10 protein-coding genes are annotated in these 14,095 nt (G+C 43.0%); 9 read left to right on the top strand and 1 reads right to left on the bottom strand.

Translation table 11 applies throughout. The features are described 5' to 3' along the window. Positions 1–4: 4 nt before the first annotated feature. The 4 genes from BUR42_RS19230 to BUR42_RS19215 are packed head-to-tail and all read left to right on the top strand — an operon-like array spanning position 5 to position 5,128. Entirely contained in the window at positions 5–1,552 is a 1,548-nt protein-coding gene (locus tag BUR42_RS19230; RefSeq protein ID WP_074241071.1) for a RagB/SusD family nutrient uptake outer membrane protein, read from the top strand. A 17-nt stretch (positions 1,553–1,569) separates the two neighbouring features. Then, entirely contained in the window at positions 1,570–2,844 is a 1,275-nt protein-coding gene (locus tag BUR42_RS19225) for a hypothetical protein (protein ID WP_143197520.1), read from the top strand. Between the two features lie 11 nt (positions 2,845–2,855). Further along, on the top strand, positions 2,856–3,995 hold the full coding sequence (locus BUR42_RS19220) for a TlpA disulfide reductase family protein (RefSeq protein ID WP_074241067.1): 1,140 nt from the start codon (positions 2,856–2,858) through the stop codon (positions 3,993–3,995). A gap of 14 nt (positions 3,996–4,009) precedes the next feature. Next, positions 4,010–5,128 carry a TlpA family protein disulfide reductase gene (locus BUR42_RS19215; protein WP_074241065.1) on the top strand — a complete coding sequence of 373 codons (1,119 nt, stop codon included), beginning with the start codon at positions 4,010–4,012 and terminating at the stop codon, positions 5,126–5,128. Between the two features lie 54 nt (positions 5,129–5,182). Here the strand turns inward: BUR42_RS19215 and BUR42_RS19210 are convergent, their stop codons facing one another. Beyond that, complete coding sequence (locus BUR42_RS19210; RefSeq protein WP_074241063.1) at positions 5,183–6,403, bottom strand: MFS transporter; 1,221 nt, start codon at positions 6,401–6,403, stop codon at positions 5,183–5,185. Positions 6,404–6,555: 152 nt separating this feature from the next. Here BUR42_RS19210 and BUR42_RS19205 point away from each other — a divergent pair, with 152 nt between their 5' ends. The 5 genes from BUR42_RS19205 to BUR42_RS19185 all read left to right on the top strand — a co-directional run bounded on the left by BUR42_RS19205 (position 6,556) and on the right by BUR42_RS19185 (position 14,094). After that, a complete protein-coding gene (locus BUR42_RS19205; protein ID WP_074241061.1) occupies positions 6,556–7,152 on the top strand; it encodes a TetR/AcrR family transcriptional regulator in 597 nt (198 codons plus the stop codon). A gap of 384 nt (positions 7,153–7,536) precedes the next feature. Beyond that, a complete protein-coding gene (locus BUR42_RS19200) occupies positions 7,537–8,286 on the top strand; it encodes a hypothetical protein (protein WP_074241059.1) in 750 nt (249 codons plus the stop codon). Between the two features lie 350 nt (positions 8,287–8,636). Further along, positions 8,637–9,182, top strand: a complete 546-nt coding sequence (locus BUR42_RS19195; protein WP_074241057.1) for an RNA polymerase sigma factor — start codon at positions 8,637–8,639, stop codon at positions 9,180–9,182. Positions 9,183–9,213: 31 nt separating this feature from the next. Beyond that, positions 9,214–10,305, top strand: a complete 1,092-nt coding sequence (locus tag BUR42_RS19190) for a FecR family protein (RefSeq protein WP_074241055.1) — start codon at positions 9,214–9,216, stop codon at positions 10,303–10,305. A 399-nt stretch (positions 10,306–10,704) separates the two neighbouring features. After that, a complete protein-coding gene (locus tag BUR42_RS19185; RefSeq protein ID WP_084185706.1) occupies positions 10,705–14,094 on the top strand; it encodes a SusC/RagA family TonB-linked outer membrane protein in 3,390 nt (1,129 codons plus the stop codon). The last annotated feature ends 1 nt before the right edge of the window (position 14,095 follow it).

Below are 14,095 nucleotides of genomic sequence, written 5' to 3'. Positions count from 1 at the left end.
TGTTATGAGGCATAACATCATCCTATTCTTTTTAATAGCAGCATTAACCACTTCGTGGGGCTGCAAGCAGTTCCTGGACCTTCCCGCAAAAAATCAGCGTACCGTTACCACGGTAGACGATATGAAAACATTGCTGGCATCTTATCTGAAGGGAGTGGCTGAACTGCGTGTAAAACCTTTATACGGCAACGTGATGTGCCTGGCGCCAGCTGCCGGTACACTGATGTTTGAAGCATATTCAGATAATATCGATTTTGAACTCGCTGTACCACAAACTTACCTGAAACCTAATAATAACCACCTCAAGGTAGAACAGGGGTATGCAGACCTGTTGCTGTGGAACGATTTTAATACACCCGGCGTGATCTGGAACCAGCATTATTCAATAGTTGGTTTCCTGAACAGCCTCATTGATCAGATGGAGGAGATTGAAGCCACTCCGCAGCAGCAGGATCAATTGTTAGGTGAAATGTATGTACATCGTGCTTATTACCTCTTTAAACTGCTGGAGTATTTTGCACCTTATCATAAAGGCGAACTGGGTATTCCTGTTTACCTGCATACGGGAGAGGGCGTATTGGGAATTGATATGCCGAGGAGAACACAGGCAGAAGTCTACAAGATCATCCTGGATGATTTGAAGATGGCAGAGACCATGATCAAAAGAACAGGGCCGGTTACAGGTTTCAACGTCTTTTATAATAGCCGTTACATCCATCACCTGATGGCCCAGGTATACTGGTTCAAAGCAGAATCTCCTGCAAAGGAAACATCTGATTACGAGCAGGTAAAAGCACATGCAGCTATTGCGGTGGAAAATACGGAAGCCTTTATCCCTACTACTGTAACAGGGATGATCAATGCCTATGGCGCTAAAGATCCTAATTATCCTGCCTTGTGCCAGGAGAATAACCTGCAGGGCGCCTTTGGTGTAATATATGGTTCTAATTTCCAGTATCTCATTCCGGGTACTTATGGCCCGGAAAATATTCCACTGAGCACAGAATTTGCAGCGCTCTTCAAACCGGGGGATGTCCGTATCGGTGCCATCTTCAATGCAGACCCTACCCGCGCAGGCGGAAAGGTGGGCACAGCGGGGAAAACATTGAACTGGGGCTGGCCTTCCGACGGAACTGCCAACGGTTCACTCAAACGCGGTAATGCCTGTTTCTTTAAACCGGAAGAAGCATTCCTGATGCTGGCAGAAGCGCAGTTCCGGTTAAATAATTCCGGAGAAGCCATCGCTACGCTGAATAAATTCAAAGCATTCAGGAATGCAGGAACAGCAGATGGCCTTGCTGGGGATGCCTTATTACAGGAGATCATAGATGAGCGCAGGAAAGAGTTCTTTGGTGACAACGATAAACGCTGGCTGGACCTGAAACGTTTCGGTAAGAAAACCATCACCCGCAAACTCTTCTTCCTTAATAAGAATTATGATTTAACAGTAGCGCCTAACGATTACCGCTATGCGTTACCCATCCCGTTAACGGAAGTGCAGGAGAATAAGGACCTTATACCAAATGAAGGTTGGGTAGCCATTGAATATTAATCATTAAATGCAATTTCATGAACAAGCTATTAATAGGGCTCATCTGCTTATTGGCACTGGCACAGGCCGGTTGTGAAAAAGATGGATTCGCCTACAAATTATACGAGCCAACAATAGACGATGTGGATTCCATCTACCTCTCTGCCACTGATAAGATGATGATCGCAGACGGGCAGGCAACGCTGAATTTTATCGTAGAAGCCTATCGCACGGTACGCCTGCCCTCCGGTAAAGATTCCCTGGAATTTATCGACTATCGTAAGTTACCATCCGGTTCTTTAAAAATAATAGAGGAAAGGTCCGGTAGAGAAGTAGGCCTGAGCTATTCTACCACTACTATTCCTTTCGATACCGTGAAATTCCATGCAGAGATAGGAGGAACGAAGTCAGCCACCAAACCTGTAGCATTAAGGGCCAAACCAGCCGATCCGGCCAAAGTATATGTAGATGTGATCTTCCATGTATGGGAGCTGAACACTACACATTCCAGCTATGATGTATCCTCTTATCAGCCAGTGAAGCTGGAGCAATTGAAGGAGGGCATCGCTTATATGAACAGCGTTATCAATAACCAGGTAGGTAAAAGCCCCAACGGGGCTAAGGCAAATATTGAATTCCGCCTGGCCACAAAGAACCAGGCAGGGCAAACCTTACCCGAACCCGGTTTTAACAGAATTATATATAGCGACAATGTGAAAGTGAACCCATTAGCCACTATTTTTAACGTATCGGATTTTATTGCTTTTATCAATACGAATAAAGCCACTATGATCTGGAACCCGAAGCAATACCTGAACGTACAGGTAATACCTTCCGGCGCCAACAATAGTATGGGTACCGTTTATCCTGCTAAACAGCTGGCACCGCAACCCGGTCAGCAGGCCATCCTGGGAGTGACAGGTACTGCAGTAAATGACGATGATTTTATCCTGGATTATGCCAATGCCTGCGTGGGATTACCGCGTACCATGCTGTTCCCGGGTATTGAACGGAAGATAGAACTGTTCCGGTTCATAGGTACATTCTATGGATTGTATACACCATCCTATTCTGCCTCCCGCCTTTACTCCGATCTCTGTTACGATACCCGTAAGTTCGATGGACAGGATAAACGCAACAGTTATTCCTTTGCGTTAAAAGTGGGCCTGGACAATGAGAAATATGTGGCGGACAATGCGATGGACGACAGCCGGTATCCGACATTGCTCAATTCTATCACTGCGGACCAGGTGGCCCGTATGCGTGCAGTAATGGCACGTTGCCCTGGAAGAATGAATGCTAAAAATCAGTAAAACCATACATCATGAAGAAAATAGTATTGCTAGCAGCTGCGGGAATGTTTTCCACCATGCTGCACGCCCAGGAGGCTTTTACGCTGAATGGAAAAATAGATGACCTGGGGGAACCCGCCAAGGTGATATTAATGTACGCTTTCGATGGAAAGAGAGTAACGGATACTGCTGAGCTGAAAGCAGGCGCTTTCAGCTTTTCCGGTAAGATCAATAAGCCGATACAGGCAGTGATCACCGTTGTGAAATCCAGTGCTAACCCCCGCATGAATTTCGGTATGGGATATGGAGGAGAGATCATCGGTCGTGATGGTTGCTCTTTTTATCTCGACAAAGGCAACATTACCCTTAACGGCAAAACCATTAAGGAATCCACCATCAAAGGCTCTGCCGCACAGGACGATTATGCCGTATTGCAGAAAGCCCGCAAACCTGTAGTTGATAAGCTCACCGCCATCAGCGATGAGATGAAACAATATGCAACAGACAGAGAGGGCGAAGCGTATAAAAACCTGTATGCGAAACTCATTGCTACCATGAAAGAGAATGGGCCGGTTGATAATGCCTTTGTGTTATCACACCCCAATAGCTGGGTAAGCTTTAACGTGGTGACTGGCAAAAGCATTATCAGCAATCCAAAGGAAACAGAGGAATCGTATAAAAAACTGAATGCTGCCTTGCGCAATACCAAAGATGGTAAAGAGTTTGAAGAAAGACTGAAAATTGCCTACACTACAGCTATCGGTGCTACAGCTCCTGATTTTGCACAGAACAATACAGAAGGTGTGCCGGTTTCCCTGGCGTCCCTGAAAGGTAAATATGTACTGATCGATTTCTGGGCCAGCTGGTGTGGTCCCTGCCGCGCAGAGAACCCTAATGTGAAACTGGCATATGATAAATTCAAAGGCAAAAACTTTGAGATCCTCGCCGTTTCCCTGGATGATAAAAAAGATGCATGGATCAAAGCCATTGCGGATGACGGTTTACCCTGGTTGCATGTAAGTGACCTGCAAGGCTGGAAGAATGTGGTAGCACAGTTGTATAATGTACGCGCCGTTCCACAGAACTGGCTGATAGACCCTAATGGTAAGATCATTGCCGCTAACATGCGCGGAAAAGAACTGGAAGAACGTTTGGCTAAGGAGTTACACTAAAACAATTTTATACAATGAAGAAATTATTTGCATTGTTGCTGCTGCCATCCTTTGCATTTGCACAGGAGGTGGTGATCAAAGGAAAGTTTTCCGGAGATACGAAGGGATACAACAAAATATACATCTACGGTAATAACGTAAAGAACGATTCTGCTGTGATGGTGGATGGTAACTTTGAATTCAAAGTACCATTCGAAAAACCTTTCCTTCCGCTATTTTACACTGAGTATGACAGGTACGTAAAACGTATGTACACCCCTTTCCCGGTATTGGTGGAGCAGCCCGGAGAGGTGATCCTTTCTGACGGAGACATCACCAAGGGTATGGGCAGCTTTAAAGTATCCGGCCTGAAATCCGCATCGGAATACAACGAACTGCGCCAGCAGCAAGCGGAAGTGTATAAAAAAGTAAATGACCAGATCACAGCAAAGTTCGGCTCTACCTGGTACGACAGGAAGAACCCGAAAGCCACAGAGATCGGTGAGGAAAGAGAAAAGCTGACAGCTGTGGAAATGGCCGGGCTATTGAACAGCTTCATTTCAACGCACCCTGATTCTTATGCATCTGCACTGGCATTGAGCATGGGGCGTTCCTCGCTGAAAACAGCGGATATGGAGAAGCTGTACAAACTGCTCTCCGCAAAAACAAAACAAACGGAAGAAGCGAAGAACGTTGCAGATTACCTGAACGGCCTGAAGAGCTCCGCTATCGGCAGCACGGTAAAAGACTTTGCGTTAACTACGCCGGACGAGAAATTGTTCAGCTTCAGTTCTCTGAAAGGTAAATATGTAATGATCGATTTCTGGGCCAGCTGGTGCGGACCCTGTAAACAATCCTTCCCTCACATGAAGGAAGTATACGCCAAATACAAGAGCGATAAGTTTGAGATCTACAGCATCTCCATCGACAAGGATAAGGCGGCATGGCTGAAGGGCTTGAAAGAACAAGACCTTCCCTGGTTGCAGAGCCTGGATACCAAGAATATTTCGCAAAGCGGATTTGCCGTAACCGGTGTACCTACTACTTTCCTGATCGATCCCAAAGGAAAGATCCTGATGAAGGAAGTAGGGTTTGAGCCTGGAGGGAATAGCCCGCTGGAGAAGAAGCTGGTGGAGTTGTTCGGAGCGAAGTAGTGAAAGATACTTAAAGTTAAAGGGCTGAATGAGTAACATTCAGCCCTTTTTTATTTATGCAGCTTGCGCCAAACTTTGTTGTAACGCTTCTTTTGCCCTTGCTCTCACAAATAAGGTAAATACACCTATTAAGACTATTGAAAAGGAAAGGTATGCAACCCCTAATAAAGCCTGGCTCTGAATAGGTATCACATTTACTATACCGTAGCTTAAAATGGAGGTTATTATATACATAGAACCTCCGGTAACACCACTTGCTATACCTGCGTTCTTAGTGAAACGTCCCAGGCAAAAGGCAAAAACGTTATTGAAAACGAAACCACCAAAGTAGTGAATGATCAATGTGAATGCCATGAGCGTGTAGAGATTGCTCACTAATGTTGATGTGGCTATCATAAAAACAGCTGCAACGGCTTGTAAAGCGATAGCTACACCCAGCTTTCTGTTAAATGGCTTTTTGATCAGCATTTTGGAAGTGATCCCGCCGAGCATCAGGAATACACCAGAAAGCAGCGAACAATAACCGGTTACCACAGGAGAAAGATGGAAGACGTGCTCTATGATGAAGGGGCTTGTCATACCATATACTACCAGCATGGCGTAACTGATGGCAATGATCACCAGTCCTAATACAAAGTCAACTGTTGTGAGGGTAGTACGGTAAACCTGCAGAATGGCTTTTGTTTTAAATGGCTGGAATTGTTTGAGTGATTCCCCGCTGTAGATTAGTTCGAATACCAGTATTATCACTGCAAAGATGCCGAGGAAGTAGAAGTTGGAAGACCAGCCAAAAACAGTCTGCAGATATCCGCCAATGAATGGGGCGACGATAGGTGCTGTGGCCCAGATGATAGAGAACAGGCTTACATAATGTTTCAGCTTGTCGCCGGAATAGACATCCACGAAATAGGCCCTCTTGCCCACTACGATCATGGCCACTGTAGTACCCTGTAAGATACGCATGGCGTATATGAGATAGATATTGTGCGTAGCAGCGATGATGAAGCTGGACAGTGCGAAGATCAAAAGTGCGGAAGTGCCGAGCCTGAAACGGCCGTAGCTATCCAGCAGGCTTCCTACGAACCATTGGCTAATGCCATAGCTGACCATGAATAATATGAGAGAGAGCTGCACCGCAGAATTGGTAACAGACAGATCACTTGCCATGGAAGGCAATGCCGGAATGTAGATATCGGTAGCGAAGCCGGATAGCGGGAGCAGTGCGAATGATAAAAAGGTGCTGATCCCCTGGTGATTGTCTTTAATGAGTTTCATGTGTGTGTGTTGAGAGGGCAAAAATAGACTATTTGGTTTATTTTATCCAAATATATTTTTTGATTTCGCTTTAAGTGATTGATAATGAATTATATATTTTGCTATAAAATAGACTATTTGGTTTATTTTATTTGATCTATATTTGCACTATTATGAGCAAAGCAGAACAAACCAGGCAATCCATCATTGAAAAGGCGGCTGTTATCTTCAATGAGAAGGGGATTGCGGGTACATCCATAGATGATGTGCTGAAAGCGGCAGATGTTGCCAAGGGCTGCCTGTATGGTCATTTTGAAAGTAAGGAAGACCTGGCTTATGCCAGTGTGGATTATATGCTGGCTAAGATCAGGGCCAGGAGGGAGGCGGTGTTTTCCAAACACAAGGGGGCTGTTGAAAAAATATATGCTTACCTGGAAGTACAGCGGAATCCGTTGAATACTTTACTACAGGGAGGCTGCCCTGTTGTTAACCTTTCCGTGGAATCAGATGATACTAATCCTGTGATCAGGAAAAAGCTGAAAGCATTGTACGAGAGCGGCTTTAAAGCTTTTACGCAGATATTGCAGGATGGGATTGATGCAGGGGAGTTGTCTGACAGGCTTAATGCGGAGGAATTTGCTACAAAGATGTACGCATCGGTGCAGGGGGGGATCCTGATCAGCCGTACTATGAATACGGCTAAGCCTATGCATTTGGTGATACAGAGTTTGAAGGCTGAGTTGGAGGGGTATCGGGTTGTTAAGGTCTGAGCTTTGGAGGTGTGATGCTGTGTTTCTTTCTGAACGCCGTGGTGAAATGAGATACGTATTGATAACCGCAATATTCTGCTACTATCCGGCATTTAACTTCTTCCATCCTTAGTGCATATAAATATCCAAAAAACTGTATTCCCGAAGCGTTCTTTAAATCCCTTTTTCAGTTTGAATTCATTAAGGCCGTTCAATCTGGCGGGTTCCGTAGTTCCTTTTTTTAATCTTGTTTACCTGTTTCCATGTATCCATTAGAACCAGGCAGGATATTATGATCACGCTCCGCGATCTTCATTCTGCTATCGCCGGACAGGCTAAAATGCATTTCAATCACGAGAGTTATAACTGCTGTAATATAGCAGGGGTGTAGTGTAATTTTTGGGTATGAAAATCTTAGCGGTCTATGAAGGCATAGTTGGTTTGTTTCCCAAGAAAATATTGGTGACCCTTATTCATGCGGTGAACGGTAATAAGGTAGGTGAATACAAAATGGGCCGTGAACAACTCCCCGAGGTATTTAACAGACCTACGATCCTTGATATGGGTGACCGTTCATGGCGGATCGTGAAAGCAAATCCGTTTGTGTTAGAGGGGGTGAAGAAAGTAACCCTGCATGTAGCAGAGGCGGATGTTTTTGTACAGGAGAAATTTATGGTACCTACTAAAAGTTTTCCTCCTTCCGTGTTCATGGAAGCCCCGCCTGGCAACTTTGTTTTTAACATTCCTCCTGAAGACTGGCGGCAATTAGAGTTCCTTCCTGTAGCCCAACTGGAGTTGATCCAGGAAAAAACAGCCATTATTGAAGGTATGTTGGAAGCTATGGAGGGAGATGCCGGATTGCTGGGATATGATACCATTTATGAGAGAGAGGAGATAGAGGGAGCTGTTTTAAACATTCCCTTTGATGAATTTTTTCAGTTTGTAAATGGTGTGGAAAAGGGTTGGGTGGAAGGCGTAGCAGATAGTTTTGTGATCCGTTCAGAAAACTATCAATATTATGGTATCGTGAAGGAGAATGTTATTTTGAACTTGTGCCTGTTGGAGTTTGACAGTGCCGAAGATGAGTTTGCCGGAGTAGTAGAAAAGTATGAGTTACTACTTGCAGATTGGTGCAGCGGGAAAATAATTTTTTAAATTTTAGTATCCTCCACTTTTGTGTTATATTAGGAGTAGCGTTTGAGAGCAACCATATCAATCTATTAACAAAAAGTTATTATTCCATTAACAATTCTGTCATAGCTTATACTGTAATTGCATGCAGAATTTCTTGTAAATCTTTCTCCTCTTTATTTTAAGAAATCTAAAAATATCTGAAGTATATTGCCGGCCGATAGGAACCTGCTAAGCTTTAATATTTATTTTTCGAGGATGCGATGGTTTACTATTGCTGTAGTTTTTCTCCATGAGGTTAGTCCCCTCCATACTTGTTAACCATATCAAGGCTGAGACTTTAAGTTATTTTACTAGCTAACCGATTCTTTATTATGGACGACTCACTTATTCTTCAACGATTGAGGCAAGGTGATAAAGGTGCTTTCAAAGATCTATTTGATAAGTACTTTGATGCGTTACTCATTACGGCGTTGCAATACTGCAAGGAGCCTAATGATGCAGAAGATGTTGTGCAGGAGGTGTTTGTAGCGTTCTGGGAGAATAGCCAGTTTGAAAAAATGATCAACGACGCGGCGCTGCGTGGATATTTATTCAAGACTTTGCGGAACAAATGTTTGGATAAGCTGGAGGCGCAAAAGCGTTTGCAGACTAACCTGGACGCCTATGCATATTGCCAGCGGGAGTCCGGGATAGAGCCATCGTCTTCCCTGGAGGCCCCTCCTCCTATGTGGCTGGAGCTGGCAAAAGGGTTGAAGATGTTGCCTCCGCAGACGTTGAAAGTAGTGCAGATGGTGTACTTTAACCAGAAGAAGCAGAAGGAGGCGGCTTATGAATTGGCCTTGAGTCCTAACACGGTCCGTAATCAGCTTGTTCGTGCAATGAAGCTTTTGCGAAAAAATCTCGAGGGTGGTAAGTAGTAGATTAAGGAGCAAATCGGGTCTATAAGTTATGACTGATAACAATTATTCGGATATTCAGGATCTTATTTCGTTGGAATTAGCTGGTCAGACCAGTGCTTCAGAGAAAAAGTACTTGCATGATCTCATTCAGAATGATGAAGCAGTAAGAAAGATATGGGAGGAAAGGAGCACTTATCATGCTTCTATGGCCCATGCCTACGAGAGCGTTAACCGCCAGGCAGCCTGGAAGGGTGTAGCCTCCCGGACGATTTCCCGTCGCCGGCCAGTTTACAGAGCAATTGCTGTAGCCGCTGCAGCATGTGTTGTGGCTGTTATTTCAGTATATACTTTTTACCCATCCAAACATACCCAGACATTTGATCATAGCGCTGCCCATTTGACTTTGGCGAATGGAGAGGTGATTGATCTGCGTTCACCCCAAAAAAATATTGCTATCCCTAATGGGGCTACGGTTAGTAATGTAGATCGTAGTCTTAGTTACACCGGAGGTCCTGGTTCCGGAGAGATGAATGAGCTCTGGGCTCCTGCAGGCTCTGACTACAAGATTGAGTTGTCCGATGGAACAGAGATATGGTTGAACTCTATGACCAGGCTTCGTTTTCCATTTCAGTTTACAGGTAATACCCGCGAGATCGCGATTGAAGGGGAGGCTTATATAAAGGTGGCTAAAGATGCTGCTAAACCTTTTATTGTTCACTTGCCTTCAGGAGACGTAACAGTGCTTGGTACAGCGTTTAATGTAAATACTTATGAGCGTACTGCTGTAGCGCTTGTTCAGGGATCTGTACAGGTAAAAATGCAGTCACAAACAATTTTGTTGAAGCCAGGAGAACAGGCTGTTTATGATGGCAGTTTGATTACAAACAAGTTTGAGCGTGAAGAGGTATTGAGTTGGATGGAAGGCTTGCATATGTTTAACAATGCGAGTCTAGCGGAGATCGTGAAAGTGTTGCCGCGTTGGTATGGGGTGGAGGTTGTGTTGGATGATGCATCTACGGCTCAGAGCAGGTTTACGGGGTATATAGATCGTAAACGTCCGATCAGTGAATTTTTACATGAGATAAAAGCTACAACAGAGGCTGACTATTATTATAAAGACGGAGTGTTACATTTCCGTTAAGTCCAATCTTTGATAGAAGTTGGTTTAAAAGACTTCCTACTTTCGCTGCATATATCGCTCCACTTTAACAGTACTTATTTTTTTATGTATGGGCAAAGCTAATTCGTGTTTAAACATGGATTGAACTGCTATGTTCAATTTAGCTGAAAGACTTGATTTGTTAACTCAATGTGAATGATACTGAAGATTTATACTGTTGTTATTACTATCTCTGATGTATACACGTAGATATACAGTTGTTATTGTTAAGGGGTTGTTAATTGCTATGGTGGCTGATCTAAGGCTTTTTTGCTTAACAATTTCCTAACATGAAATAGGTGTTGCAGAGTGGTAGAATTTTCCAGGTATCGTGTCTTTGGTGCATAGAATTTAAATTATGAAAACATCAAACTGCCGATCATGAGACTGACTTTTACTGCCTGTATGCGCAGGGTTCTCCTGCTAATTATCCCTTTATTCTTATGTACCATTCTGTTTGCTAATGATAGCCAGGATGGAGAAAAAATTACGCTGTTCGAAAAAGCAGTTCCGCTGAAAACAGTTTTCAAAAAGATCACTTCGCAAACAGGAATTAAGTTTGTTTATAGTAACCGGTTGGTGGATGATGAGCAGAAGGTGGATGTGAGTGTTAAGAATGCGTCTTTAGATGAAGTGATGCAGCAGATTTTCTACGGGAGGAAGTATGAGTTGCAGCGGACGAGTCCGAAGTCTGTGGTTTTGATTGTGCATGAGAAGGTGGTTTCTTCTGTTACTCCTATCACTGCTCCGACTAATGATGTTGCGATTATTGATATTGCAGGGACTGTTTCGGATGTAACCGGGGAGAAACTACCTGGGGCTACAGTTCTTGTTAGGGGCACTAATAAAGCGACGATGACGGATGGTGAAGGAAGGTTTCGCCTTGCGGGGGTTTTTGCCAATGCGAAGCTTTGGGTGAGTTATACGGGGTATGAGGGGGAGGAGGTGAAGCTTCAAGGGCAACGGGAGTTGAATGTGAAATTACAGCGGGGGGAGAATAGGCTGAGCGAGGTAGTGGTAGCCTATGGAACAACAACCCAGCGGTCGAATACGGGAGCTGTTACCGTTGTAAAGGGTGAACAAATTCAAAACTTGCCTAACCGCTCGTTCGATAAAAGTTTACAAGGACTAGTTCCAGGTTTGCAGATAACTAATGGAACAGGGCAACCTGGGGGTGGGGTGAGTAGCATGGTGCAAAGGGGGGTTTCCTCAGGAGTAGATCCCTTTACAAATATTAATGCTAGAAACCCTTTAATTGTAATTGATGGAATTCCTGTAAGTCAAGACAACTTTCAAAGAGTTCAAAAGGCGGGAGGAACTCCGGTCACAAATCCATTGGCACAAATAAACCCTTCGGATATAGAGTCGATAAGCGTTCTGCGAGATGCCGCTGCGATTTCTCTTTATGGCTCCAAGGCAAGCAACGGAGTAATTCTTGTAACAACAAAGAGAGGAAAGACGGGGAGGACCACATTGAGTTTGAGATCGCAAATGGATGTTTCTTACCTCCCCAAAAGAATGACCAGAAGTATACCTAGTCAAGCAGAATACCTGGCGTTATTGTATGAAACATATAGAAATACAAATCCAACGTTATGGACAGATGCTGCCATCAGAAAGGATTTATTTAATAAATTTCCTTACCGGGTTTTGGGTAGTGATACTAGCTTCTATCCTGACCCTGCATGGACTGATGCTATATTTGAAAAAGGAGCTAAAACTTTCTCAAACGAAATTTCTTTATCTGGAGGGAATGACAAAACTATCTACTATTTGAATGTAGAGTACACGAAACAAGATGGGATTGTTAAAAACACAGGATTTGATAGAAAGTCCTTTAGGATCAATATGGAGAACAGGCCTTTTAATTGGTTGACTATCGGAACAAATACCACCTTTTCATATAATGTTCAGAATGTAACAAATTTGACGGAAACAGAGAGTACTTATGGTTTAATATCAACGTTATCCCCATTAAATCCTGTTAAATTAAATAATGGTAAGTATGCATTTTCATATGGCTGGGGAGGACCCGTTACCCCTATTACAACCAATCCGGCAGCGAAACTAGAGTACGATGTTACTAAGGCAATCTCTTATAGAGGAATTAGCAAACTTTATGGAGAAGCCTCCTTTTTAAAATATTTCTCCTTTAAGTCTAGTGTGGGAATAGACTTTATGTTATCCGAGTTTAAAGAGAAGAGCGATCCGAGGTTTAGAGTCGGAACATCAAATGTAGGTTCTATAATTGAAAGTGATGTACGTCGAGCCAATATTATAGCAAACAATATCCTTAATGCCAAAATACCTATTACTAACAAACACAATATTGATTTTTTATTAGGGCAGGAGGCACAGATAATATCAGACAAGAGTTTAGCAGGAGAAGTTAAGGCAGATTCAACGGCACTACCTACTTACGATCAGATTTCAAGCCCAGGGTATGTTGTAAGTTCTCTCTCAGGAAGATCTACAAGACAAACTTTACTTTCTTGGTTTGGGCAGATCAACTATGGGTATAAGAAAAAATATTTCATTTCAACTAGTATTCGACGTGACGGCTCTTCCAGATTTGGGAGCAGGGAATTGTGGGGGACATTTTGGTCTTCAGGTGCAAGCTGGATCGTTTCAGAAGAACCATTTCTTAACAAAAGTTCCTTTTTCACATATTTAAAATTGAGAGGAAGCGTTGGGGTTTCTGGTAACTCCGGTGCTGTTAATCCATCTACAAAGTTTGATGTTTTATCTCAGGGATTATATGCAGATCGAACTGCTGTTATAATGACTACATTTCCTGGAAATTCTGATATCAAGTGGGAAAGAACATTTTCCTGGAATGCAGGTTTAGATACGAGATTTTTTCATGATAAAATTCTGCTGAATATTGATGTATATAATAAGTCTACAAAAAACTTGATTTATCAGATTGATTTGCCTTCAGTAAGCGGGTATAGGACGGTTAATGACAATATAGGAGATTTAAGGAACCGTGGCATAGAGGTGTCTGCGTCTGCAAACATTATTTCACGACCGAATATAAGATGGAGTTTAAGTGCAAATTGGAGTAGAAATATTAATAAGCTAGTTAAAGCGTATGTTCCGTTTGTTGCATTGCAAACTGGTAATTTGGTTAATGAGGTTGGTAGAAATTATAATTCTTTTTATTTAGTTGAATGGGCTGGTGTTAATCCCGATAATGGAAAGCCTCAATGGATCGATTCTTCTGGAAAGGCAACAACTGTATATAATAGTGCAATGAAAAAGGTTGTAGGAAAACCACAGCCGGATGGATTTGGCTCTGTAATAAGTTCGATAGGGTATAAAAACTTTGATCTCAATATTCAGTTATACTATCAATATGGGAACAAAGTACTTTATGAAAAGTTAATGATTATGATGAATGACGGTGCATCTGCATTTATTAATCAATCAGCCGCGGCACAGCAATATTGGAAAAAACCGGGAGACGTATCTGACAACCCAAGACGTGTACTTAGTAATACAGATGGCGGGAACAGAGCATCAACGAGGTATTTGATTGATGGTGGATACATTAAGCTGAGTAATGTAACATTCACTTACAGTTTACCATCTAAATATCTTTCTAGAGCGGGTTTTAGCATGTTCAAGATTTTTATTCAAGGAAGCAATTTAGCAATTTGGAGTCCGATCAAAGATCAGGATCCCGACAATGTTAATGCAATAGGAGGCATATCGAGCCCGTACCCTAATTCAAAAGGTTTTAGCATTGGTTTGCAGTCTAATTTCTAAA

The organism is Chitinophaga niabensis (assembly GCF_900129465.1).
Taxonomy (GTDB): Bacteria; Bacteroidota; Bacteroidia; order Chitinophagales; family Chitinophagaceae; genus Chitinophaga; species Chitinophaga niabensis.
Note: the sequence above shows the minus strand (reverse complement) of the source record. Positions and strands in the feature narration are given on the sequence as shown.

Bases quoted from the DNA above. Each gene is read 5' to 3' on its own strand.
- BUR42_RS19215 (WP_074241065.1), top strand. From the start codon at position 4,010: ATGAAGAAATTATTTGCATTGTTGCTGCTGCCATCCTTTGCATTTGCA.
- BUR42_RS19230 (WP_074241071.1), top strand. From the start codon at position 5: ATGAGGCATAACATCATCCTATTCTTTTTAATAGCAGCATTAACCACT.
- BUR42_RS19205 (WP_074241061.1), top strand. From the start codon at position 6,556: ATGAGCAAAGCAGAACAAACCAGGCAATCCATCATTGAAAAGGCGGCT.
- BUR42_RS19195 (WP_074241057.1), top strand. From the start codon at position 8,637: ATGGACGACTCACTTATTCTTCAACGATTGAGGCAAGGTGATAAAGGT.
- BUR42_RS19190 (WP_074241055.1), top strand. From the start codon at position 9,214: ATGACTGATAACAATTATTCGGATATTCAGGATCTTATTTCGTTGGAA.
- BUR42_RS19185 (WP_084185706.1), top strand. From the start codon at position 10,705: ATGAGACTGACTTTTACTGCCTGTATGCGCAGGGTTCTCCTGCTAATT.
- BUR42_RS19210 (WP_074241063.1), bottom strand. From the start codon at position 6,403: ATGAAACTCATTAAAGACAATCACCAGGGGATCAGCACCTTTTTATCA.
- BUR42_RS19225 (WP_143197520.1), top strand. From the start codon at position 1,570: ATGAACAAGCTATTAATAGGGCTCATCTGCTTATTGGCACTGGCACAG.
- BUR42_RS19200 (WP_074241059.1), top strand. From the start codon at position 7,537: ATGAAAATCTTAGCGGTCTATGAAGGCATAGTTGGTTTGTTTCCCAAG.
- BUR42_RS19220 (WP_074241067.1), top strand. From the start codon at position 2,856: ATGAAGAAAATAGTATTGCTAGCAGCTGCGGGAATGTTTTCCACCATG.